This is a genomic window from Micromonospora sp. NPDC000442 (assembly GCF_042898635.1).
Classification (GTDB): domain Bacteria; phylum Actinomycetota; class Actinomycetes; order Mycobacteriales; family Micromonosporaceae; genus Micromonospora.
The window spans coordinates 136,111-158,988 of sequence record NZ_JBIAYZ010000008.1 but is presented as its reverse complement, the minus strand read 5'-3'; the positions used below and the strand labels follow the sequence as shown (position 1 = coordinate 158,988).

Sequence of the window (22,878 nt, the reverse complement as noted above, 5' to 3'; positions counted from 1 at the left end):
TCCTCAGGGTGTGAAGCCCAGGTCGCCGGTGCCGTCCAGGAAGTCGCCCAGGTGGGTCAGGTCGGCGAGGGTCTTTCCGTCGTCCTGCATGGCCTTCTTCAGCGCCTCCTCGCGGTCGCGCAGGACCGCACCCGCGGCGAACACCGCGCCGACCCGGTCGGCGGGAAGCAGCAGGAAACCGTCCGGGTCACCGAACAGCCAGTCGCCGGGGCGCACGGCCACGCCGGCCACCTCGACGGTCTGCGGCAGGTCGGTGACGCGTTGGCTGGTGGTGCGCGCCGACACGAATGTCACCTGCGTGGAGAAGACCGGCACGTCGATGGCGGCGAGGTCGGTCAGGTCGCGTACGGCGCCGTCGACCACGATCCCGCCGAGCCGCTGCACCGCCGCGGAGGTGAGGAAGATGTCGCCGACGATCGCCTCGGAGCGCGTGACGGTGTTGTGGATGAACAGCACGTGCCCGGGCGGTGTCTGGGCCAGTGCCTGCAGCGCCGGGAGCATGTCGTCGGCCGTGGCCACCGGGAAGACCGGCCCGCAGATGCGTGGCCGGCCGTTGCGCGGCACCGCCGACAGGTGCAGCGGCACCACGAACTCGGGCGCGGCGTCCGCGAGCTGGGCGCAGCCGACGGTCGCGAAGCGACGACGGATCCGGTCGATGTGTCCCTCGTCGGTGGGCCGCTGCTCGGTGACGGTCATACCCGTTCTTCCGTTCCGGCGACGACGTCGTACAGGCCGCGGAGGGTGTAGAAGGTCTCCAGCTCGTGGTCGGCGAGATCGACCGCCACCCCGGTGGTCTCCTCGACGAAGACGATCATCCGGATCATCGAGAAGGAGTTGACCAGCCCGAGATCGAACAAGTTGTCGTCCGGATCGATGTCGGCGGGCGGGGGGTTCGTGCCCGCCTCGGAAGCGGTTCGGGTCAGGAACCCGACCACCTCACGGTAGAACTGCTCTCGTTCCATCTGCTGCCTCCCGGTCATCCGTTGAGTACGTTCCACAGCGTGTCCACGCCGGCGCGCAGTTGATCAGCCGGCACCGTCAGCGGCGGTGCGATCCGGATCCGTTCACCGTGCCGGCCACCGGCGAACACCAGGACGCCCGCCTCGAAGGCGGCCGCCACCACCGCACGGCTGGTCCGTTCGGTCGGGCGGAAGGACAGCGCCGGGCCGGTGACGTGCACCTCGTCGGCGAGCCCGGCGGCGGCGAGCCGGCCGGCCAGATCCCGCAGCGGACGCTCGACGGCGGCTGCCATCGCGGCGACGTCGTGACTGTCGAGATAGGCCGCGACCGCGATCGCCGCGGCCGGGCCCATGGTCCCGGTCTGGAAGGTGTGCGCCAGGTAGACGGCCGCCGCGTCCCGCTCCAGGTGCTGCTTGTAGACCACGGCGGAGAGCGGGTACATCCCGTTGGTAAGTGACTTGCTGAACAGCACCACGTCCGGGTCGAGGCCGGCGGTGGTGGACGGGCTGAAGGGGCCGTGCCGGTGGAAGCCGCACTGGATCTCGTCGGCGATCAGCAGCACCCCGGCCGAGCGCGCCGACTCGGAGAGCCGGCGCAGCCAGTCGACGTCGAGCGGCACGTAGCCGTTGGCACCCTGCACCGGTTCGTAGATGACGCAGGAGACGCCGGACCAGTCCTCGGGCACCTCCCCGGGAGTGAGGTGCCCGACCTCGGTGTCGAGCAACTCGACGAAGCCGGTGTCCTGCAGGGAGAACTCCCGCTGGACGGTGGTGACGGCGGCCGCGTCGACGCCCAGCCCGTGGAAGGCGCCTCGGACGCCCAGCACCCGGCCGGGACGGTGCCGGCGGGCCAGGGCCAACGCGGTGGAGACCGCGAAACTGCCACCGATCTGGAACAGGACCCGCCGATCGGCGGTGCCACCGAGTCGGCGGCACAGCCAACGCGCGACCAGTTCGGCGTCGGCCGTCTGGAACGGGGCGGCGAGGTCCGACGGCCGTCGCATCGCCGCCACGATGGCCGGATTGCGGTGGCCGAAATTGACCGCGGCGAACGCGGACATGAAGTCGGTGCAGGACCGTTGCCGCCCGGCCGGGTCCGCCAGCCGGAGCGTCGCGTTCTCCGCGTCGACGAGCAGGAACCGGCCTGGTAGGACGCCGCCTTCGTCGAGCCGGCTGAGGTATGAGGTGGTCTCACGGTCCAGTACGGCGTTGCTCACAGGCTCAAACTCCTCGAAGAGGTCCCGGACGCAGTGGCACGCGGCGACGCGTGGATGCCGGCGACGCTGAAGGTCAGCAACCGGCGGACGGGCTCAGCGGGACTCGATGGTCCGCAGCTGGGCAGGGCACGTTGGCCGGCTGAGGTCGACGCAGAGCTTGGGCCGCACCCGACGCCGGCGCGGATTGCGCGCCTGGCCGGTGCTAGGAGATGACCGCCCGTTATGAACGCGAAGTCGTGGTGTTTCCCCCGAACCACCCGAACACGCGACAGACGCTAGACCAACCCGGCGCGTACGGTCAACCGAAATGCTGTCGCATTTCCGCGGTCTCTTCGGTTCGCTGAGCGCCTTCGTGGTGGCCGTCTCCGCAGCACCGCCTTTTCGAGATCAAGATGGACTGCCGCGTCGCGGGCGGTTGGTTGCCGGCGCGGACTGCGTAGTGCCTTCCGGAAGTGTCCCGTTCCAGCATGCGGACACCGCAATGCCGGCAGAGCCACAGGTGAGAGGCGGATTGGCGGACAGCGAACGTCAGCAGCATTGACACCCGTCAGGCCGCTATCCCACCATGGGAGCGCGCCCACGGACGGCCATCGCTCGTCCGTGAGCGCAGATGTGCTGGTCGCCGATGGCAAACAGGCGACCGGTGCCGAACAACGGGGGTTTGCTGCGAACGCGTCGCGACGATCTCGTGGCCGGGTGTGCGTGCCTCCGTGTCGGTGAGCGCCACCCACTCTCCAACTCCGTTCTGACCGTCGTGCCTGCTCGGCCGTACGGGTCCGCGGTGAACGGCTGTGAGTTGTGCCCGATGAGGAGTTCGCGTGCCCATTGACAGTGCCAAACGGCAGGTTTGGCTCGTGCAGCAAGGCGTTTGGGACACGCCGATGGAATCCATGCCCCTCGCCGCTGGATACCTCAAGGCCACCGCGCTCGCCGACGAACGGATTGCGCGGGAAGCCGAGATAGAGATTCGCAATTACCGGGGCGGGATGAAGCTTTCCGCGCTCTCCCAAGATCTATTCCGGGACGGCGCTCCCGATGTCCTGGCGTTCTCCGTGCTCGGCTGGAACTACCGCGAGTTCGGAGTCCTGGCCGAGACGTTCAAGCAGCTTCGCCCGGACGGCTGGGTGATCTTCGGAGGCACCCACGTGGCCAATCGGGCCCAGCGGACCTTCGCGATGGTTCCCGAGGTCGACGTGGTGGTCAACGGTGAGGGCGAGTTCGTCTTCACCGACCTGGTCACGGCCTACCTCGATGGGCGCTCGCCGCGGTCGCTGGGCGACATCGACGGAATCTCCTTCCAGGATCCGGACGGCGCGGTGGTGACCACACCGGACCGGCCGCGCCTGGAGGACCTGGACGTCATCCCGTCACCCCTGCTGACCGGAGCCATCCCGCTGCTCGACGACGCCGGTGAGTTCCGGTACGACGTCGCGCTGATGGAGACCAACCGGGGATGCCCGTACAAGTGCTCGTTCTGTTACTGGGGCGGCGCGGTCGGCCAGCGGGTGCGGGCCTTCTCCCGCCAGCGTCTCCGCGACGAGCTGGAGTTCCTCGCCCAGCACAAGGTGCACACGGTGGTGCTCTGCGACGCGAACTTCGGCATGCTGCCGATCGACGCCGAGTTCGTCGCGGACCTGCTGGAGATCCGTGAGCGCTACGGTTACCCGCGCACGCTGGAGACGTCCTGGGCCAAGAACAAGTCGAAGGTGTTCTACGAGATCGTCCGGGACATGAAGAACGCCGGGATGCGCAGCTCGTTCACCCTGGCCCTGCAGACCCTCTCCGACGACGCCCTCAAGCTGATGAACCGCCGCAACATGAAGGTCAACGACTGGCGCGACCTCGTCGAGTGGCTCAAGGCGGAGGAGTTGGACTGCTACGCGGAGCTGATCTGGGGAGCGCCGGGGGAGAGCCTGCAGTCGTTCCTGCGGGGGTACGACAGCCTCGCCGAGCACGTGTCCCGGATCGCGGTCTATCCGATGCTCCTGCTGCCGAACACCGAGTACTTCGACAAGAAGGAAGCCTACGGCTTCGTGACCGTCCGCGGTGACACCGACGACTTCGAGTACGTCCTAGCCCACCACACCATGCCGCTGCGGGAGAATCTCGAGGCCCGCCGGTTCATCTTCTACGCCCGGGTGCTGGCGGAGAACCTGGTGCTACGGCACGTCTGGGCACCGGCCCGGGTGTACGCCGGGCTCAGTCAGTCCACGTTGCTGCTGAACTTCGCCGACTGGTTGGAGCGCCAGGACGACACCGACTCGGCGCCGCTGCGGGAGGCCGCAGCCAATGCCGCCGCCGAGTTCGGCGCGGTCAGTCCGGCGCTGGTCTACATGTACGGCGACCCACGCGCCAAGACGGTGCTCAGCCGGTGGTGGCAGCAGGCGGTACGCCCGCTGGTGCCGGAATCGGCCCGCCGGTGCCTGGACGAGGCCTTCCGGTACGACATCGTCACCCAGCCCACCTGTGCCGAGCCGGGCAGCCCGGAGGCGGCCGGGTTGGACCTGGTCGACGTCGACGGCGAGGCGTTCCTGCGTGGCGCGCCGGTCGAGTTCGAGTTCGACGTGCCGCGCCTGGTGGAGGCGATCGGACGCGGCGACACGGTGCCGATCGAACCACGGCGGCTGGTCACCTCCTTCTACTACAAGGTGGGTTTTGCCGCGTTCGTGGCCACCACGAATCACGAACAGTCGGCCTACTTCCTCGGCCGGCCGGAGCGGGACGTCCTGGGCGGCCGGCTGGCCCAGGACGTGGCCGGATGACTCGAGCGATCGGAGAGACACATGGACCTGGGTATGCGGCACGTGACGCAGCTGACCGTCGGCACCTGGCAGGCGGAGGTGCTCTACACCCTCGCCGAGCTGGAGGTCTTCACCGCGCTCGCCGACCAGCCGGCCACCGCGGCGGAACTGGCCACCGCCCGCGGATGGCACCCGGAAGCCACCGAGGCGGTACTCGACGCCGGCGTGGCACTGCGGTTGCTCAGCCGCACCGGAGCGGTGTACGCCAACACTGAGCTGTCCAGCCGGCTGCTCACCGGCGACACCGACGACTGCCTGGTCGAGTGGGTACGGACCATGGGCCGCTGGGCCCGGGCCTGGGCGCGGCTGACCGATGTGGTTCGCAACGGCGGGCCGGCCCTGGGCCACGACATCCGGCTGACCGAGGACCCGGCCTACCTCGCCGACCTGGAGGTCGGCTTCTTCCGGTACGCCACCCGGCTCGCCGAGGAACTGGCCGTGTGCGTACCCGGCCCGCTGGAGGGTGCACTTGTCGATCTCGGCGGGGGCTGCGGTGCCTACTCGATGGCCCTGTGCCGGCGGCACCCCGGGCTCACCTCCGTCATCTGGGAACTGCCGGACGCGGTGCCGCTGGCCAGCAAGGTGATCGCCGAACACGGAATGGCCGACCGGGTCAGCGTGGTCGGACGCGACTACACCCGGGAGGAGTACGGCACCGGCCTCGCGGCTGTGCTCATGTCCAACATGCTGCACTCCGAGCGCCGGGAGACCGCCGCCGACATGCTCCGGCGGGCGCACCGTGCGCTCGCGCCGGGCGGCCGGCTGATCGTCAACGGCAACCTGCTCAACGAGGACCGCACCGGCCCCCTCTTCTCCGCGCTGCACAACGTCTCGTCGATGGTGCTGTGGGAGGGCGGACGGGACTTCAGCGTGGCCGAGCTCAGCCGGCTGATCATCGACAACGGCTTCGGTGAGCCTCAGGTGGAGCCGATCGCCGGGGCCTCGTCACACGTGCTGATCGCGCGCAAGCCGGAGTGACGGTGCTCCACGAACCGGTCGTCACCGATCCCACCGAGCTGTACCGGCTCCGCGACGGCGTGTACGCCGCCGACCTGCTCATCGTGGTCGTCGCGGAGCTGGACCTGTTCACCTGGCTCGACCGGTACGAGCGCGAGCACGACGACCCGGCCGGGGTCGAGCAGGTGTGCGGCGCGCATCAGCTCGACCCGCGGGCGGCCGACGTGACGATCACCTACCTCGTCGCGCGTGGGTTGCTGGCCCGCGTCGGCGACCGGATCGTGCCGACCAGGGTCGCCCGGGAGCATCTGGTCGCCGGCTCGCCGTACGACCTGCGGGCCTACTACGCCTCGCTGCGGGAGCGGCCCACCTGCCGGGACCTGCTCGCGGTCCTTCGTTCCGGACGCCCCGCGGCGTGGGCCGGTGCCGGCGGCCAAGAGGCGTGGTCGGACCGGCTGGCGTCGCCGGAGTTCGCCGCGTCGATCACGGCCGCGATGGACGCGCGGGGCGCCTACCTGGGCCCGGCCCTGGCCGAGGCGATCGCGGACCTGCCCGCCCGCGCGGTCCTGGATGTGGGCGGTGGCTCCGGAATCTACGGCTCGGCGCTGGTGCAGCGACTGCCCGGCCTGCGGGTCGATGTCCTCGAACGGCCGCCGGTGGACGGCGTCGCCCGCACTCTGCTGGCCACGCGCGGCTACGCGGACCGGGTCGGTGTCGTGCCCGGCGACATGTTCGCCGGCCTGCCCGGTGAGTACGACGCCCACCTGTACTCGCACGTGCTGCACGACTGGGGAGCCGGCGAGATCCGCCGGCTCCTGGCGAACTCGGCCGCCGCCCTGCCGCCGGGCGGTTGGGTGGTGGTGCACGACACCCACATCAATGACGACCGATCAGGGCCATTGCCGGTGGCGGAGTACTCGGTGCTACTCATGCACTCGACCCCCGGCAAGTGCTGGTCCGTGGCGGAGCTGCGGGCAATGTTCGCCGAGACCGGCTTCGACTACGTGGACTGTCGGCCGACCGCAGCCGATCGCACCGCCGTCATCGGCCGGCGGGCCCGTCGATGACCGAGAGGAAGTTGGTGGCCGTGTCTCCCACCCTGACCGAACGCGTACGCGGTTGGACGCGACCGACCCGGGAACGGTGGTCGGCCATCTTCCGGCTGCTGCCCCGGGCCGGTGCCGGAGTGATCATCGCCGCGGTCCTGCTCAACCTGCTGATCGGCGTACTGCCGATGGCATTCATCATCTGGACCGGCCGGGTACTCGGTGACCTTCCGGCCGTCGCCGGTGGTGCTCCGGAGGCCTGGCGCACCATCGTGCTCAGCCTGACGATCGCGGTGGCCGCCTTCGTTCTCCAGCAGATGCTGGTGCCGTTCCAGTCGGCTCTGGGGGAGGTGGTGATCCGGCGGGTCGACGGCTTCTGTGCCGGGCGGCTGGGCCGCGCGGCCCTTGCCGAAGCCCCGATCGCGGTGCTCGAGCGGCCCGACATCAGCGGCCTGCTCGGTGAGGCGCGGGGCGGCTACGACCGGGTGCTGCCCACGCCGGGCGACGCGGTCGCGGGCGCGTTGGCGTTGATCGCGCGGTACAGCCAGCTCACCGGTGCGGTCGTCCTGGTGGGGTTCGTGCTCTCGGTACCCGCCGCGCTGCTGATCGGGGCGACCGCGTTGATCGTCCGGTACGGCCAGCGCGGTTCCCTCGGCCGCTTCGGCGCACTCTGGGTCAGTCTGCTGTCGAGCCGGCAGCGGGTGATGTATCTCCGCTCCTTCGGCACCAGCACCAAGGTGGCCAAGGAGATGCGGATGTTCGGGCTGCTGGACTGGTACCAGCGCCGGCATCGGGCCGACTCGCGCTCCTACCTGGATCCGCTGTGGGTCGGCCGCCGCCGGATCCTGCTGCGCCCGTTCCTCGCGTACGCCGCCGTCGCGCTTGTCGGCGGTGCGACCGTGTTGTATTGGCTGGCCGGGGCCGCCGGTAGCGGCACGCTGACGCTGACCCAGTTGGGTATCGCCATTCAGGGTGTGCTGATCCCGATCCGGTTCGGGGTGTTCTTCCCGGAGTCGGACGTGCAGACCCAGTACGGCATGCAGGCGTACCAGGCGTTGACCACGTTCGAGCGGACCGCCGCCGAAGGCCGGGCCGGCGTCGCCGGTGACCGGCCGGTGCCGGCCGGGCCGGTCGGCCGGATCCGGTTCGACGACGTGGTGTTCCGGTACGGCGAGGCCGGCAGCCTGGTGCTCGACGGTGTCTCCTGCACCCTGCCGGCCGGGCGTAGCACCGCCATCGTCGGGCTCAACGGTGCCGGCAAGACCACGCTGGTCAAGCTGCTGGCCCGGCTCTACGACCCGACCAGCGGCGCGATCTCGGTCGACGGCGTCGACCTGCGCCAGTATTCACCGCGGGACTGGCAACAGCGCCTCGCCGTCATCTTCCAGGACTACGTGCACTACGAGCTGGACGCGGCGGCCAACATCGGCCTGGGTGCGGCGGACCACCTCGACGATCGGGAAGGTCTGCTCGCCGCCGCCCGCCGGGCGGGAGCCGAGGAAGTGATCGACGCCCTGCCGCACGGCCTGGACACGATCCTGTCCCGACAGTACGCGGGCGGCACCGACCTCTCCGGGGGCCAGTGGCAGCGGATTGCCCTGGCCCGGGCGCTGTTCGCGGTGCGGCACGGCGCGTCCCTCCTGGTGCTCGACGAACCCACGGCCCAGCTCGACGTCCGCGCGGAGGTCGAGTTCTACGACCGGTTCCTCGAGCTGACCCGCGGACTCACCACGGTGATCATCTCGCACCGGTTCTCGACCGTACGACGCGCCGACCAGATCATCGTCCTGAACGGTGGGCGGGTCACCGAGCAGGGCAGCCACGACGAGCTGATGGCGACCGGCGGCCAGTACGCCGAGCTGTTCCGGCTACAGGCGAGACGCTTCTCCGACGACGACGAGCCGGTCGTGGAGGTGACCGCATGATAGGGCTGCTGCGTACCGCCCGCTTCATGCTGGGCCTGGCGGCCCGCCTGGACCGTGGCCGGCTCATCCGGTCGGGCGTGTTGATGCTCCTGGGGTACGCCGCGACCCCGTTCATCGCACTGGGCCTGCGGGATCTCACCAACGCCGCGCTGAGCGGCGACGTCTCCGCGGCCACCATCGCCGCGCTGGTCGTCGCGGTGCTGCTCACCTTCGAGCTGATGCTGGGCCACTTCGCGCACCTGTCGTACTTCGAGGTCGGCGAGCTGGCCGAGGTGGCACTCAACGAGGAACTGCTACGGCACGTCAACGCGGGCCACGGACTGGAACGGGTGGACGACCCGGAGTTCGCCGACGGCGTGACGATGGTGCAGGAGGAACTGGTCCGCACCCGGGTCGCGCTGGAGGCGGTGCTGCAGCTCGGCGGCCTGTTGCTTCAGGTTCTCGTCACGACCGTCGTGCTGGCGATGCTGAACCCGTGGTTGCTCCTGCTGCCCGTCGCGGCTCTTGCGCCGGTGTTCATCGGCAAGCGGGCCCAGGCGACCATCGACGCCGCCAAGGAGAACGCCGCGGAAACCACCCGCCAGGCACGGCACCTGCTGGAACTGGCCACCACTCCGGCCGCGATCAAGGAGATCCGCCTGTTCCACGGCGAACAGGAACTGCTGCACCGGCACGAACGGGCCTGGTCGGCCTCGACCCGACTGCTCTGGCGGGCGCACCGCCGGGCGGCGACGCTGCGCTCCGCCGGTCAGTCGGTGTTCGCGCTGGCGTACGGCGGCGCGGTGGTGCTGATCATCTCCCAGGTACGCGACGGGCGAGCCGACGTGGGCGACGTGGTCCTGGTGATCACCCTGGCGGTGCAGGTGGCGGTGCAGGTGGCGAGCGCCCTCAACCTGCTCGCGCTGTTGCAGGGCGTCGGCAGGACGGTGGCGCGGCTGACCCGGCTGCGCCGCTCGGCCGGCGGAGCGACCACGGTGGACGCGACGTCGTCCACGGTGCCGGAGCGCCTGAACGACGGCATCGTGCTGGACAACGTCAGCTTCCACTACCCGGGAACGGACCGACTCGTGCTCCGCGACATCAACCTGCGGTTGCCGGCCGGGGGATCGGTTGCCATCGTCGGTGAGAACGGCGCCGGCAAGAGCACACTGGTCAAGCTCCTCTGCGGGCTGTACCAGCCGGTGTCCGGGCGGATCCTGCTGGACCACAGCGACCTGTCCGACGTGCCGGACGAAGAATGGCGAAAGCGGGTGGCCCCGCTATTCCAGGACTTCGCACGCTTCGAACTGCTGGTGCGGGAGAGCGTCGGGCTCGGTGACGTGACGCGCGTCGACGACCGCGACGCGATCGCCGACGCCGTCGACCGGGCCGAGGCCGGCGGCGCGGTGGCCGCGGTACCCGGCGGCCTGGACGGCCTGCTCGGGAAGGGGTACGGCGACGGCGCGGAACTCTCCGGCGGTCAGTGGCAACGGCTCGGGCTGGCCCGGACGATGATGCGCGACCGACCGCTGCTGCTGGTCCTCGACGAGCCGGCGGCGGCCCTGGACGCGGCCGCCGAACACGCCATCTTCGAGCGCTACCGGGACTCCGCCGGCCGGGTGGGTGCGGTCAACGGCGGCGTCACGCTCTTCGTGTCGCACCGGTTCTCCACCGTACGCATGGCGGATCTGATCGTCGTGCTCGACGGTGGTCGGGTGGCCGAGAGCGGCAGCCACGCCGAGCTGATGGCGCGCGGCGGTCTGTACGCGGAGCTGTTCGGCATGCAGGCGCGGGTGTCCACGTGACCGCGCCGATGACCGTGCCGTTCGCCGGCACCCGTACCGCCGAGGCGGCGTTGAGCTGGGGGCAGGAGTCGATCTGGCGGACCGTACGCTGGCTCGACGAGGACGACCCGTACTTCAACATCCCGTACGTCCTGCCGATCGACGGCGACCCCGACCTGGACCGGGTCGGTGACGCGCTGCGCCGGCTGGTGGAGCGGCACGAGGCGCTGCGCACCACGATCACGGACACCCCGGACGGCGCCCGACAGACCGTCGTGGCGGCCGGCGAGCTCGTCGTCGACGTGCACGAGGCCGGCGACGACGCGTCGCAGGTGGCGCAGCAGGTCGCCGCCGACCTCGCGGCTCGCGCCTTCCGGTACGCCGAGGAGTTGCCCTTCCGCTGCGCGGTGGTGCTCCGCGACGGCGTGGCCACCCAGTTGGCGCTGGCCCTGTCGCACCTGGCCGTGGACGCCTGGTCGATCCGGGTGCTCACCGACGACTGGGCCGCCCTGGTCGCCGGTGCCGACCCCGGTGACGTGCCGACGCAGCCGCTGGACCGGGTGGCGTTCGAACGCGACGGTGCCGGGGCCGGCCGGGGAGCCGAGTCGGTCGAGTACTGGGCCCGGACGCTGGCACAGGCACCACGGACGCTGTTCGACTTCCCGCCACGGGAACCGGAGACGTTGCGGTTCGTCCGGGTCGGCATGGAGTCGCCGGCCCTGGCGGTGGCCGCCACGGAACTCGCCCACCGGTGGGGGGTGAGCACGGCCAGCGTGCTGACCGTGGCGTGTGGCGTCCTGCTCGGGGTGCACACCGGCCACGACCGCGTCGCACTTCAGCTCATCGTCGCCAACCGGCACGACCGGCGGTTCCGCACCATGGTCGGCCCGGCGGCCCAGGACGGCCTGCTCCTGCTCGATCTGGACGGGGACTCCTTCGCCGACACCGTGCGGCGGGGCCACATGCAGGCGATGGCGGCGTACCGGTACGGGCACTACGATCCGGCGGCCGTTCGCCAGCTGCGGGAACAGGCCGGCCTGGCCCGGGGCGCCCCGATGGACCTGTCCGCGTACTTCAACGACATCCGGGCCTCCGGTGCCTGGCCCCGGCTGCCGGCCGCGCCCGACGGCCCGCGCAGTCTCAGCTCGCGGACCCGCACCTTCGTGGTCGGTTCGCACGCCAAGGTGGACGCCAAGGCGTTCTTCGCCACCGGCGCGGCCCCCGACACCGGCCAGCTGTACCTGCTCGCGGACACCGCACACCTGGCCCGCGACACGGCGTTCGCCCTGCTGTGCGCCGCCGAGGAGATCCTGGTCACCGCCGTGGAGGCCGACGATCTGCGGATCTCCGACCTCGCCGCGGTCGCCGGGCTCACCGTGGTACGACGCGGGCCCGGCTGGACCCGCAGCGGTCCGGACTGGGTACGCCTCGAAGCGCCCACCGGAGCACCGCAGGACACGCCCGAGATCGTGCAGAGGTCTTCAACCACCGGAGGCGCCGTATGACCGCTGTGACCGAACTGACCTGGGACGACGAGATGCGGACCGCGGTGGACCGCCTCACCCACACCGCCGAGGAGAACTACTACAACCCTTACCAGACGTTCGAGTGGCCGGATCACATCGACGAGGGCATTCCGTGGATGAGTGCCGACCTGATGACCGTGCACGGCACCGAGGCGGCCGCCGACCTGTCGCCGGCGCAGCGACTGGCGCTGTCCAAGTGGGAGAGCATCCACTTCTACAGCCTGAACGTGCACGGCATCCGGGACCTCATGACGGAGGTCGTGGCGCGGATACACACTCCCGGATTCGAGATCCCCACCCCGTTCTTCCATCACTTCCTCGGTGAGGAGAACGAGCACATGTGGTTCTTCGCCGAGTTCTGCCTGCGCTACGGCGGGAAGATCTATCCGGACCGGACGATGGCCTTCCCCCGCGAGCCGGCCAGCCCGGTCGTCGACCACTTCATCGTGTTCAGCCGGATCCTGATCTTCGAGATCATCGTCGACTACTTCAACAGCCGGATGGCGGCCGACGCCACCCTGCCGGAGACGATCCGGGCCATCAACCGGGTGCACCACCAGGACGAGTCACGGCACATCGCGTTCGGCTGCCACCTCGTCCGGGTCCTGTTCGACCGGTTGCAGGCCACCTGCGAGCCCGCCGAGGTGGAGCAGGCCCGCCGGTACGTGGCCCGGTACATCGAATCCTCACTGCACCAGATGTACAGCGTGGACGCCTACCGGGACGCGGGTATCGACCGGCCCGCGGCGTTCCGACAGCGACTGTTGGCCGACCCGGGACGCCGGGCGGTGCACGACGCCTTCGCCGGGCGCGCGTACAGCTTCTACCGACGGATCGGGGTGCTGGCATGACCGCGGGCCCGACCGAAGCCCACCCGGGCACCGTGCCGGCGTTGCGCGACCCCGGCCCCGGGTTGATCGTGCTCGACCCCGACCAGGCTCGGCTCTTCCACCTCCTCGACGGCCTCTTCGTCGAGGTCGCGGACCGGTTCGGCGCCGCACCCGTGGTCGGGCCGCCGCTACTGCCGGCGGCGGACCTCGCCCGACTCGACTACTTCCGCAACTTCCCGCACCTGGGCGTGCTGGCCGCCCGCCTGACCCCCGAGGCGACCGCCGAGGCCGCCGCCGGTGCCGACCCCACCGCGCTGACCGCCGTGCCGACCGGCTACCTCCTACCCTCCGCGACCTGCTACGGGCTGCTCACCGCCATGACGGGCGTACGCCTCGACGCCCCGGTACGGCTGACCGCGACCGGCCGGTGTTTCCGCAACGAGGAGCGGTTCGAGGGCCTGCGTCGGCTCTGGGGCTTCCACATGCGGGAGATCCTGTTCGTCGGGGACCAGGACGGTGCCGCCCGGCACCTGGACGTCTCCCGCGAGATGATCCTCGACCTCGCGAACCGGCTCGGCGTGCCGGTGACGGTGGAGGCCGCCAACGACCCGTTCTACGACCGGACCGGATCCCGGGCCCGGCTGGCCATGCTGGACCCGGTCAAGCACGAGTTCGTCACCGTGGACGGCACCGCCATCGCCTCGGTGAACCGGCACCGCAACTTCTTCGGTGAGCGGCTCGACATCCGGATCGGTGCCGACAACGCGTACAGCTCGTGCACCGCCTTCGGGGTCGAACGCTGGGTTCACGCGATGGTGTGCGCGCACGGGTCGGTGCGGGCCGCGCTCGCGGTCGCGGAGCGGACCAGTGGCTGACGTTCCGGTCAGCGTCGGTGTGCTCGGCGTCCGGCTGCCTCTGGTGCAGGCCGGCATGGGCGGGGTGACCGGCCCCGCCCTGGCCGCTGCCGTGGCCGAAGCCGGTGCGTTGGGCACGGTGGCGCTGTACCGCTTCGACCCGGCTACCGCCGCCGCGCTGGTCCGCCGCACGGCGGAGAGCACTGCGGCCACCTTCGGCGTCAACGTGATCCCGGAGGTCGCCGGCGCGACGCTGCCCACGCAGATCGCCGCGGTGCTGGACGCTGCCGACCGCAAACTGGTGATCAACGTGTACGGCCTGCCACCGTCGTGGCTGATACCCCGGGTGCACGACGCGGGGCACACCGTGCTCGTCCAGGTCGGGTCCGCCGCCGACGCGCAGCGGGCGGTGGCGGACGGCGCCGACGTGCTCGCCTTACAGGGCGTCGAGGCCGGCGGACATCATCTGGGTGACCGGCCGGTCGCCGAGCTGCTGACCGAGGTGCTTGACCGCGGCGTGCCGGTGCCGGTGCTGGCCGCCGGTGGTATCCAGCGCGCCGACCAGGTCGCGGAGCACCTACGGGCCGGCGCGAGTGGATGCCTGTGCGGCACGGCGTTCGTGGTCGCGGCGGAGGCGACCGCGCATCCGGACTACCAGGCCGCCATCGTCGGCGCCGGCGACGACGCGACCACCGTCACCGACCGGTTCGCGATCGGCTGGCCGGGCCGCCGGCATCGGGTGCTGCGCTCGGCCGTCACGCAAGCGGCGGAACCGCCGGCCGGCCGGTTCGTCGCCTGGACCACGGTCACCGGCCGGCGGTTGCCGGTGCCGTGCGGGTCCGCTGCCGTGCCCACCGTCGAGATGCAGGGCCGGATCGCCGAGATGGCCCGCTATGCGGGTACCGGCTCACGCTGGGTGACGGCGGTGGAGCCGGCCGCGCAGATCGTGTCACGCCTGACGGGAAGGCCGGCCACCGGTGAACCCGTCGCCCGGGTCGGAGGCGCGCCGTGACCCGCACCGCGTCGCCGGGTTCACCGGACGGTCGGCACCTGTCGGGCCGAGGTCCGCAGCGTGGGGATCTGCCGGACCCGGATCTCGACCGTCGCGGTCCGGGCGGCGGCCCTGCCGAGGCACTGCGCCGGCTGGTCGGCGGTGCACCGGACGTCGGCCTCGACCTGGTCGCGGTCGAGCGGGTCCGGCGGGCGATCGACGACCACGGCGACCGCTGGCTGGCCGACATGTTCACCGGGCCGGAACTGCAGCAGTTGCGACTCGTCCGCGGCGATCTACCCGAACGGGCGGCCGGCCGGGTCGCCGCCAAGGAGGCGGTCGTCAAGGCGTTGCGCCCGGACGACCTCGTGGCCTGGCACGACATCGAGGTGCTGCGGCTGCCGCACGGCGCTCCAGTCGTGCGGTTGTCCGGCCGGGCCGGCCGGCACGCCGAGCACCGCGGCGTGCGGTCGGTCGCGGTGAGCATCACCCATCAGGACGGCTGGGCCGCCGCGATCGCGGTGGCCGGGTCCGCTGACCCCGACTCGATCGAGGAGTACCCACATGGATGAGATCCGCGAGTGGATCCGGAGCAGGAACCCGTCGCTGACCGGCGACATCAGTGAGGACGACGACCTCATCGAGGCACGCTTGATCGATTCGCTGGACTTCCTGGACTTCGTCTACCTTCTGGAGGAGGTCTCCGGCAGTCCGATCGACCTGCAGCAGTTGAGCGTCGACGACTTCCGGACACTGGGGCGGATCCGCAAGCGGTTCCTGCCGGCCGAATGAGGCCGGCCGCGCGGGGGGACGACAAGATGCCGGACCGCCTTCTCGTCAGGGTGTCGGACGAACGGACCGTCGAGGCGGAAGCGACCTGGGGGCAGCGGGCCATCTGGTCCTGCATCCAGTTCATGGGGGAGCATGATCCGTACTTCAACGCGGGGCGGGTTCTGCCGGTGCCGCAGCGGTGCGGCCTGACCGACGTCGCCGAGGCGCTCGGTGAACTGCTCCGCCGGCACGAGACCCTGCGGACCGTGTTCGAGTTTGCTGACTCGACCCTGCGACAGACGGTGCAGGGCTGCGGCGAGCTGCCGGTCGCGGTGGAGCCGTTGTCCACCGCCGGACACGCGTCGGCGGACGCGGCCGCCTGGACGCGGATGTACCAACTCGCCGGCCTGGTGTTGCCGGTGCACGAGTGGCCGGTACGGATCGCGGTGCTGACCGAGGACGACCGACCGCGGTTCGTGGCGGTGGTGTTCAGTCATCTGGCGGTCGACCACACCGGCGCCGACCTGGTCATGGCGGATCTCGCGGAGCTGTTGGCCGGGAAACGGCCGCCGCTTCCCGAGTGCCGGCCCGTCGACCAGGCCGCCTACGAGCGATCCGAGGCGGGGCAGGCCACGAGCGCGACAGCCCTGCGGCACTGGGCCCGTACCTTCCGGACCATTCCCGCCTCCATCTTCGACTACCGCACCCACGACACCGGCGAACACCGGTTCCGTCGGATGATCATGTACAGCGAGGCGGTCACCGCCGCTGCCGCCGCTGCCGCCGCACGCCTGCGGGTCACCTCGTCAGCGGTGCTGCTGGCGGCGCAGGCTCTCGTGTTGGGCCGGTACACCGGCCACGACGTCGTGCCCGTGCAGCTCATCTGCGCCAACCGCGACGCGGAGCGGGAACGGCTGGTAGGCACGGTCGCCGGAGACGGCATAGTCCGGGTCGACCTGGCCCAGGACTCCTTCGCGCGGGTCGTTCGGCGGACCTTCCTGGCAGGGGTGGGCGCGTACCGGTTCGGTTACTACGATCCCGAGGCGGCCTGGCACCTGAGGGCGGCGGAGCACCTCGCCCGTGGCGCGGTCCTGGGCATCGGCGTCTACTTCAACGACGTACGCGACAGCGTCCCGTCCGGTGTGCCGACCGACCCGGCGGACGAGCGGACGATACGCCGACTCGCCGCCGCCACGAGGATCGAGCAGGCCGGCGGTTGGGACCTGATGGACGCCCGGGTGTTCCTGACCGTGGCCACCGCCGGCGCGGCGACCCGGCTGTCGATGCTCTGTGACACCGCGTACGTGCCGACGGACGACATCGTCGCGCTCCTGCACGGCATCGAACGGGTGGTGATCGCGGCGGCGACCGACGACCTCACCGCGCAGCTGATCTCCGAGGCCGTGGGGGTGCCGTCGGTCGCACGCGGCCCGGACTGGGTGCGCGGCCCCGACGGATGGGTCGACCTGGCCGGCACCCGCGCACTGTGGCGCGACCTGCTTCCCGAGGGCGCCGTGGGCGGGGTCTTCCCGGACGAGGACCCGACCCTGACCGGTTCCGGGTTGGTCGGCTATCTCGCCGGGCCGCAGATCGGCGACCTCGGCGACCTGCACGAGACGTTCGTCGCCGCGCTCGGTGAGCGGACGGATGTACGCGCACCGTCCCGCTACGTCCGATGCGCCCACGGGCCGGATGATCCGGACGACCGGCTGGCGTGGGAGAAGTGCCCGGTGCTCGTCGAGGAGACGGGACGGCGGGCCGAGGGCACCACCGGTCGGCTCTCGGTCGATCCGGCGGTTCGTCGCGCGGCCTGGGTCGCGGCCGGCGCTGGTTGCTGACCGATCCGGGCCACGACCGGGGAACGGTCGTGGCCCCGGCGTCACGCCAGTGACTCCATGAACCGGTGCATCCGGTCGAGGGCCTCCGTCAGGCGGTCCGGTGTCTGGGTGAACGACAGCCGGACATGGCCCCTGCCGTGCCGGCCATAACTACTGCCCGGCATGACGGCGACTCCCGTCTCGGCGAGCAACCGCTGAGCGAAGACCACGTCCGGCAGACCCGCGTCGCTGATGTCGGGGAACGCGTAGAAGGCACCCATCGGCGGGGTGAGTCGCACCGCGGGCATGTCGAGCAGCCGGGTCACGGTGAGGTCACGGCGGGCGCGGTACTCGGCGGCGTACCTCGCCGACCAGATGGCCGTCTCGGGCGCGGTCAGCGCCGCCGGCAGCGCCCGCTGGACGAACGCCGGCATGCAGCAGTTCGTGTTGGTCAGCAGTACCGTGAAGTCGGCGGCGAGGTGCGGGGGAGACACCATGATCCCGGCCCGCCAGCCGCACATGGCATGGCTCTTCGATAACGTCTCCGAGACGATGACGCGTTCCGGTGGCAACTCGGCGAGCAACGCATCCGTGTCCACACCGGACCAGTCCAACCCCCGGTACGCCTCGTCGCGCAGCACGTAGAAGGAGTGCCGCCGGACGAGGTCCGTCAGCTCCCGGGCGGTCTCCGGGAGCAGGACGGCCCCCGTGGGATTGTGCGGCGAGTTGACCACCAGCAGGCGGGTCCGGGCGGTGACCCGGGCGGCCAGGTCGGCGATGTCGGGGACGAAGCCGGCCGCACTGCGCAGCGGATAGCCGACCGGCACTCCACCGGCGAGCCGCACCAACTCGGCGTAGACCGGGAAACCCGGATCCGGCAGCAGCACCTCGTCACCGGGGGCGACGAGGGTCAGCAGGGCGAAGTGCAGGACCATGTTGCTGCCGGGCACGAGCAGCACCTGGTCGGCGGCCACCGGCATCCGCAGCAGCCGCGCGTAGTGTCCGGCGAGGTGCTCGCGTACCTCCGGATCACCGGCCGGCGCCGTGTAGTGCGTCCAACCGTCGCGCGCACTGCTGACCATCGCCGACACGATGTGGGCCGCCGTCGGCAGGTCGGGCTCGCCGAGTTCGAGGTGGATGACGTCCCGACCGGTGGCGGCCAGCTCGTCCGCCTGACGCTGCACCGCGAACGCCGAGTGTCGCCGCAGATTGCGCAGCGGAGGCTGCGCCACCGCCACGCGGGACGGCGGCGGCGCAGTTGCCAGCGTACGCAGGGCCTCGGTCATTCCGGCTCGCCCAGCACCCGCTGCACCTCGGCGCGAATTCGTCCCTCGGTCGGCCACATCGCCTCTTCGAGTGGGGGAGAGGACGGCACCGGAACGTCGGGCTGGCAGACGAACCCGATCCGTCCACCGGTCGCGGCCGCCACCCCGGGCTCGTCGAGCAGCCGGGACAGGATCTGCGCGGGCGCGCCGGAGCGCGGGCCGTCGTCGACGAACACCAGCCGCCCGGTGCGGCGGACCGAGGCGGCCAGCGCCGCAGTGTCCAGCGGGACCAGCGTGCGGGGGTCGAGGACGTCACAGTGCACGCCGTCGGCGGCGAGCGCGTCGGCCGCGTCCGCCGCGACCTTGACGGCTCCACCGATCGCCACGATCGTGGCCGCATCGCCGTGGCGCAGGTGCGCGGCCGCGCCGAACCGTAGGGGCGCGGCGGCGAGCGCGGCACTCAGCCCGCGCTGACGGTTCAGCTCCGGCGCGACGAAGTACAGGACCGGGCCGGGCCACCGCGTCGCGCCGCGGAGCAACGCGCACGCGTCCCGCAACGAGCCGGGTACGACCACGGCGAGACCCGGTGTCTGCATGAAGATGCCGTACGGACACTGCTCGTTCTGCGGGCCGAGCTGCTGTCGCCCGCGGGTCGCCGACGTCACGATCATCGGCACCTGATACTGGCCGCCGGAGAGATAGTGCATCCGGCCGGCGTGGTTGACCAGTTGGTCCATCACCAGCATGGCGAAGGAGGCGCGGTTCAGGTCGACGATGGGCCGCAGGCCGCTCATCGCCGCGCCGACCGCCATGCCGGTCATCGCCTGTTCGGAGATCGCGCAGATGCGCACCCGGTCCGAGCCGAAGCGCCGACGCAGCGACGCCGGCGAGTTGGTGGCCAGGAACACCAGATTCGGATCCCGGGTGAACTCCTCCTCGAGGACGAGATCCAGCAGACCGACTTCGTTCACGATTCCTCCGCCCAGACATGCGTCGCCGCGTCCTCCGGTGCCGGCCACGCCGAGCTGCGGGCGGTCTCGACGGCGCGCTCGACCCGCTCGCGGGCCTGCTCCCAGATGGCCTCGACGTCCGCGTCCGACAGCCTGTCGCGCAGGGGCGGACTCTGCCGAGCGGTGTCGATCGGATCCCGCGCCCGCCATGCCGCCATCTCGTCGGATGGCCGCACCTCCGACGAAGGGCGCTCGAATTGCAGGTGGAACCGGGTCAGGTAGGTCCTGGCCTCGATGAACGTCGGACCGCCGCCGCCACGGGCGAGTTCCACGGCGTCGCGGGCCGCCGCGGCGACGGCCGCCACGTCGTTGCCGTCGACTCCCACCGCGCGGACCCGGTGCGCCTCCGCCAGGCGCAGCAGCGACACCTCGGGGTAGACCTCCTCGGTGCGGTTGCCGGCCTGGTATCCGTTGTGCTCGCACACCAGCACCAGCGGCAGCCGTTGCACGGCGGCGATGGTGAGGGTCTCGTGCACCGCCCCGCTGCCCAGGGCGCCGTCGCCGATGAACGCGACGCTTACCGCCGGCTCACCGCGTACCTGGGCGGCCATGGCGGCACCGGCGGCGACGGGTACGCCCGCGCCGACGATGCCGCTGGACATCAGGAGATTGGTCCGGCTGTCACTGATCAGCGCGGCCGCCTTGCCGCCGCACAGGCCGGCGGCACGGCCGAACAACTCCGCGGTGAGCGCGTCGAGATCCACCCCGCGGGCGATCGCATGCCCGTGCCCCCGGTAGTGGCTGACCAGGGAGTCGACCTCGGCCATCGCCGCGCACACCCCGACGGCGATGGCCTCCTGGCCGACGTACGGATGCACCGGCCCGATCACCTCACCGGCGGTGCGCAGCTCCATCATCCGCTCCTCGAACACCCGGATCAGCACCATGCTGGTGAACATCGCGACCGGGTCCGGCGCGGCCGGTCCGGCGCTCTTGGCCGGGGCGACGGCCATGGTCATAGGGTCTCCTCATCTCGCCTGTCGTGCGGAAGGTCGCCTCGTCGGGTGCTGATGGTCAGGCCGGTGCCGGCCGCGATCCGCGCCGTGATGAGCCGCGGGTCGTCGGCCAGCGTCTGCTCCACCCGCAGCACCGCGGCGCGGTGCTGCGGGTCGGTGTAGCGCTTCAGGTCCATGTCGTCGACGAGGAGCAACCCACCGGGCGCCAGCGCGTCGATCGTCAGGTCGAGGCCGGTCCACTTCCCCGCGACGGCGTCGGCGAAGATGAGGTCGAACCGGCCGAGCGTGGGCAGCAACGTCTCGGCGTCACCCGTGTGGATCGTGACGGTCGCCGGCCAGTCGTCGGCCCGGACGGCCGCAGCCAGGGACTCGTCCAGTTCGACCGTCTCCAGCCGGGCGTCGTCGCGCCGGCCGAGCCCCTCGGCCAGCCAGGCGGTGCCGACACCCGTACCGGTGCCCAGTTCCAGGATCCGACCGTTGGGCGGGACCGCCGCCGCCAACGTGGCCAGCAGCGGGCCCACCGGGTCCTCGCAGGCGCCGTGGAAGCCGAACTCGGACGCGCGGGTGAGGGCGCGGTGCACCCGGGCGGGTACCGCGGTGCGGGTCGTCATGGCGCCACCTCCGACGCGTCGGGACGGGATTTCGCGTGCCACTCGTCTCGTACGGGTGTGATGACCTCGGACATCAGCCGACGTAACAGCGCCGGCGACGCCTCGGGCGGCAGGCTGAACACGACGTGCCGGGCTCCGGCGGCCACCAGGCGTGCCGTCCAGAACCGGGCGGCGAGCAGGTCCCCGGCCGCGACGTGCAGTTGCGCCGACAGGGTGATCTCGGCGGGGTCGCGTCCGGCGTCGACACAGTGCTTGGCCAGGATGTCCCGACCCCGACGCAGCGTGCTGACCTGACCGTCGGCCACATTCCAGACGTCGGCGTGCCGGGCCACGACCTTCAGGGCGCGCGGTCCGGAGGCCCCGAGGACGAAGCGGGGCCGGGTGGTCGGGCGCGGATTCAGACCGGCGCCCTCCAGCTGGTAGTACCGGCCGGCGAAGTGGACCGTGTCCTCGGTGCAGAGCCGGTGCACGACGGTGCATGCCTCGTCCCAACGGGCGAGCCGTTCCGCCGGGGCGGGCAGGGGTATGCCGAGCCGCCGGCATTCCTCGGCATGCCAGCCCGCACCGAAGCCGAACTCGACCCGCCCGGCGGAGACGTGGTCGACGGTGGCGAGCATGTGCGCCAGCACGGCGGGATGCCGGTAGACGTTCCCGGTCACGAGGACGCCGATCCGCAGTCGTGTGGTCTGGGTCGCCAGCGCGGCCAGCAGGGTCCACGCTTCCAGGCAACTGCCCTCGGGTGCGGCGTTGACCGGCTGAAAATGGTCGTAGAGCCAGGCGTCTTCCCAACCGCCGTCGGCGTCCGCGGCGGACCAGAGCCGTTGCAGATCCGACCAACTGATCAACTGCTGGGCGACCTTGAAGCCGAAATTCAGCTGTGCGGCCGTCACGGCAGAGGCCATCGCGTACGGATGGTGGGCTGACTCATCGAGTGCTCCTGTCCCGCGGGTCGAGGCACACGGCACGCACCGCTGGCCGCACGAATATGGCAGCACCAGACGGCGGCAGGCCGTTCCCGACGGCGGTCGCGGTGTCATTTCCGGGTGGTGGCGACCGACGACGCGAATTGTTTCCTAGCGTCCGTTCAGTTCGCACAGATTTGTCGTCAGCGCGCACCGGCGCACCTGACGTCACGTCCAGGTAGTTGCTGACCAAGCCCTCGTTGCGGTCGCCAATTGTGGTGCGACGGCATGGGCGTACGCGATGTGTGCTATTTGAATCCCCCGTTGAACGACCGGTGTGGCGTCGCCTGAAGACGGTAGCCACCTGTCTCTGTTGAGCCTCCGGTGCGACGTCGTGACAGTCGGTCGCGACGCCTCGATGATGGAACCGTGGCCGGCGTCGGGTCGTCAACCAGCATCCCGCGCAGTGAGAAGCACCTATCTCTAGGGCGGCCCGGGGTCACGGAAAAGCATAGTGGACCGCCGCTGTGCCTTGACGGGCTGGCTATTGTCATCCGGGAGCCCGCGCATCGGTCGGTCCGCACCGCGGCAGGCAACGCTTTACGTATCCAGCCGCTATCATCGGACGTCGCGCGCGCTTTGACAGATCGCTTTCACGCCGACGGGGGAACGAAGGC

General features: G+C 71.1%; 20 protein-coding genes. 12 read left to right on the top strand and 8 right to left on the bottom strand.

Annotated features, from left to right (window positions below; genetic code table 11):
• Positions 1 to 3 precede the first annotated feature (3 nt).
• From ACFY2A_RS15390 to ACFY2A_RS15380, 3 genes are read right to left on the bottom strand one after another with little or no spacing between them, the layout of a single operon-like run.
• A complete protein-coding gene (locus tag ACFY2A_RS15390) occupies positions 4 to 696 on the bottom strand; it encodes an RraA family protein (protein ID WP_387172050.1) in 693 nt (230 codons plus the stop codon).
• Positions 693 to 962 carry a phosphopantetheine-binding protein gene (locus ACFY2A_RS15385; RefSeq protein ID WP_363924339.1) on the bottom strand — a complete coding sequence of 90 codons (270 nt, stop codon included), beginning with the start codon at positions 960 to 962 and terminating at the stop codon, positions 693 to 695. The genes ACFY2A_RS15390 and ACFY2A_RS15385 overlap by 4 nt, the downstream gene beginning before the upstream one ends.
• A 14-nt stretch (positions 963 to 976) precedes the next feature.
• Entirely contained in the window at positions 977 to 2,176 is a 1,200-nt protein-coding gene (locus ACFY2A_RS15380; RefSeq protein WP_387172048.1) for an aminotransferase class III-fold pyridoxal phosphate-dependent enzyme, read from the bottom strand.
• A gap of 854 nt (positions 2,177 to 3,030) precedes the next feature.
• On the opposite strand from ACFY2A_RS15380, the gene ACFY2A_RS15375 reads away from it, so the two are divergent.
• The 12 genes from ACFY2A_RS15375 to ACFY2A_RS15320 are packed head-to-tail and all read left to right on the top strand — an operon-like array spanning position 3,031 to position 17,478.
• Positions 3,031 to 4,938: a KedN5 family methylcobalamin-dependent radical SAM C-methyltransferase gene (locus tag ACFY2A_RS15375; RefSeq protein WP_387172045.1), complete on the top strand. Its 1,908-nt coding sequence runs from the start codon at positions 3,031 to 3,033 to the stop codon at positions 4,936 to 4,938.
• Positions 4,939 to 4,959: 21 nt separating this feature from the next.
• Positions 4,960 to 5,955 (top strand): methyltransferase, encoded by a 996-nt coding sequence (locus ACFY2A_RS15370; protein ID WP_387172043.1) that lies wholly within the window; start codon positions 4,960 to 4,962, stop codon positions 5,953 to 5,955.
• 2 nt (positions 5,956 to 5,957) lie between these two features.
• Positions 5,958 to 7,001 (top strand): methyltransferase, encoded by a 1,044-nt coding sequence (locus tag ACFY2A_RS15365; RefSeq protein ID WP_387172041.1) that lies wholly within the window; start codon positions 5,958 to 5,960, stop codon positions 6,999 to 7,001.
• A gap of 20 nt (positions 7,002 to 7,021) precedes the next feature.
• A complete protein-coding gene (locus tag ACFY2A_RS15360) occupies positions 7,022 to 8,905 on the top strand; it encodes an ABC transporter ATP-binding protein (protein ID WP_387172039.1) in 1,884 nt (627 codons plus the stop codon).
• Positions 8,902 to 10,689 carry an ATP-binding cassette domain-containing protein gene (locus tag ACFY2A_RS15355; protein WP_387172036.1) on the top strand — a complete coding sequence of 596 codons (1,788 nt, stop codon included), beginning with the start codon at positions 8,902 to 8,904 and terminating at the stop codon, positions 10,687 to 10,689. The genes ACFY2A_RS15360 and ACFY2A_RS15355 overlap by 4 nt, the downstream gene beginning before the upstream one ends.
• Complete coding sequence (locus ACFY2A_RS15350; protein WP_387172034.1) at positions 10,686 to 12,173, top strand: condensation domain-containing protein; 1,488 nt, start codon at positions 10,686 to 10,688, stop codon at positions 12,171 to 12,173. Before ACFY2A_RS15355 ends, ACFY2A_RS15350 begins: the two co-directional genes overlap by 4 nt.
• On the top strand, positions 12,170 to 13,045 hold the full coding sequence (locus tag ACFY2A_RS15345) for a diiron oxygenase (RefSeq protein ID WP_363924331.1): 876 nt from the start codon (positions 12,170 to 12,172) through the stop codon (positions 13,043 to 13,045). The genes ACFY2A_RS15350 and ACFY2A_RS15345 overlap by 4 nt, the downstream gene beginning before the upstream one ends.
• Complete coding sequence (locus ACFY2A_RS15340; protein WP_387172032.1) at positions 13,042 to 13,899, top strand: aminoacyl--tRNA ligase-related protein; 858 nt, start codon at positions 13,042 to 13,044, stop codon at positions 13,897 to 13,899. Before ACFY2A_RS15345 ends, ACFY2A_RS15340 begins: the two co-directional genes overlap by 4 nt.
• Positions 13,892 to 14,890, top strand: a complete 999-nt coding sequence (locus ACFY2A_RS15335) for an NAD(P)H-dependent flavin oxidoreductase (protein ID WP_387172031.1) — start codon at positions 13,892 to 13,894, stop codon at positions 14,888 to 14,890. The genes ACFY2A_RS15340 and ACFY2A_RS15335 overlap by 8 nt, the downstream gene beginning before the upstream one ends.
• The gene (locus ACFY2A_RS15330; RefSeq protein ID WP_387172029.1) at positions 14,887 to 15,441 is read left to right on the top strand and encodes a holo-ACP synthase; all 555 of its coding nucleotides are present in this window, start codon (positions 14,887 to 14,889) and stop codon (positions 15,439 to 15,441) included. The genes ACFY2A_RS15335 and ACFY2A_RS15330 overlap by 4 nt, the downstream gene beginning before the upstream one ends.
• On the top strand, positions 15,434 to 15,661 hold the full coding sequence (locus ACFY2A_RS15325; protein WP_387172027.1) for a hypothetical protein: 228 nt from the start codon (positions 15,434 to 15,436) through the stop codon (positions 15,659 to 15,661). The genes ACFY2A_RS15330 and ACFY2A_RS15325 overlap by 8 nt, the downstream gene beginning before the upstream one ends.
• Before the next feature lie 26 nt (positions 15,662 to 15,687).
• Entirely contained in the window at positions 15,688 to 17,478 is a 1,791-nt protein-coding gene (locus tag ACFY2A_RS15320) for a condensation domain-containing protein (protein ID WP_387172025.1), read from the top strand.
• Positions 17,479 to 17,519: 41 nt separating this feature from the next.
• Here ACFY2A_RS15320 and ACFY2A_RS15315 read toward each other — a convergent pair whose 3' ends face one another.
• The 5 genes from ACFY2A_RS15315 to ACFY2A_RS15295 are packed head-to-tail and all read right to left on the bottom strand — an operon-like array spanning position 17,520 to position 22,201.
• Entirely contained in the window at positions 17,520 to 18,743 is a 1,224-nt protein-coding gene (locus tag ACFY2A_RS15315) for a pyridoxal phosphate-dependent aminotransferase (protein WP_387172023.1), read from the bottom strand.
• On the bottom strand, positions 18,740 to 19,693 hold the full coding sequence (locus tag ACFY2A_RS15310) for a transketolase C-terminal domain-containing protein (protein ID WP_387172021.1): 954 nt from the start codon (positions 19,691 to 19,693) through the stop codon (positions 18,740 to 18,742). The genes ACFY2A_RS15315 and ACFY2A_RS15310 overlap by 4 nt, the downstream gene beginning before the upstream one ends.
• Positions 19,690 to 20,691 (bottom strand): thiamine pyrophosphate-dependent dehydrogenase E1 component subunit alpha, encoded by a 1,002-nt coding sequence (locus tag ACFY2A_RS15305; protein ID WP_387172019.1) that lies wholly within the window; start codon positions 20,689 to 20,691, stop codon positions 19,690 to 19,692. The genes ACFY2A_RS15310 and ACFY2A_RS15305 overlap by 4 nt, the downstream gene beginning before the upstream one ends.
• A complete protein-coding gene (locus ACFY2A_RS15300; protein ID WP_387172017.1) occupies positions 20,688 to 21,299 on the bottom strand; it encodes an O-methyltransferase in 612 nt (203 codons plus the stop codon). The genes ACFY2A_RS15305 and ACFY2A_RS15300 overlap by 4 nt, the downstream gene beginning before the upstream one ends.
• On the bottom strand, positions 21,296 to 22,201 hold the full coding sequence (locus tag ACFY2A_RS15295; RefSeq protein ID WP_387172015.1) for an LLM class flavin-dependent oxidoreductase: 906 nt from the start codon (positions 22,199 to 22,201) through the stop codon (positions 21,296 to 21,298). Before ACFY2A_RS15295 ends, ACFY2A_RS15300 begins: the two co-directional genes overlap by 4 nt.
• Positions 22,202 to 22,878: the final 677 nt, after the last annotated feature.

What these genes read in the sequence shown, in the direction of transcription:
- ACFY2A_RS15390 (WP_387172050.1), bottom strand. Translation starts at nt 696, where the DNA reads ATGACCGTCACCGAGCAGCGGCCCACCGACGAGGGACACATCGACCGG.
- ACFY2A_RS15385 (WP_363924339.1), bottom strand. Translation starts at nt 962, where the DNA reads ATGGAACGAGAGCAGTTCTACCGTGAGGTGGTCGGGTTCCTGACCCGA.
- ACFY2A_RS15370 (WP_387172043.1), top strand. Translation starts at nt 4,960, where the DNA reads ATGGACCTGGGTATGCGGCACGTGACGCAGCTGACCGTCGGCACCTGG.
- ACFY2A_RS15355 (WP_387172036.1), top strand. Translation starts at nt 8,902, where the DNA reads ATGATAGGGCTGCTGCGTACCGCCCGCTTCATGCTGGGCCTGGCGGCC.
- ACFY2A_RS15345 (WP_363924331.1), top strand. Translation starts at nt 12,170, where the DNA reads ATGACCGCTGTGACCGAACTGACCTGGGACGACGAGATGCGGACCGCG.
- ACFY2A_RS15340 (WP_387172032.1), top strand. Translation starts at nt 13,042, where the DNA reads ATGACCGCGGGCCCGACCGAAGCCCACCCGGGCACCGTGCCGGCGTTG.
- ACFY2A_RS15325 (WP_387172027.1), top strand. Translation starts at nt 15,434, where the DNA reads ATGGATGAGATCCGCGAGTGGATCCGGAGCAGGAACCCGTCGCTGACC.
- ACFY2A_RS15320 (WP_387172025.1), top strand. Translation starts at nt 15,688, where the DNA reads ATGCCGGACCGCCTTCTCGTCAGGGTGTCGGACGAACGGACCGTCGAG.
- ACFY2A_RS15315 (WP_387172023.1), bottom strand. Translation starts at nt 18,743, where the DNA reads ATGACCGAGGCCCTGCGTACGCTGGCAACTGCGCCGCCGCCGTCCCGC.
- ACFY2A_RS15305 (WP_387172019.1), bottom strand. Translation starts at nt 20,691, where the DNA reads ATGACCATGGCCGTCGCCCCGGCCAAGAGCGCCGGACCGGCCGCGCCG.
- ACFY2A_RS15300 (WP_387172017.1), bottom strand. Translation starts at nt 21,299, where the DNA reads ATGACGACCCGCACCGCGGTACCCGCCCGGGTGCACCGCGCCCTCACC.
- ACFY2A_RS15295 (WP_387172015.1), bottom strand. Translation starts at nt 22,201, where the DNA reads ATGGCCTCTGCCGTGACGGCCGCACAGCTGAATTTCGGCTTCAAGGTC.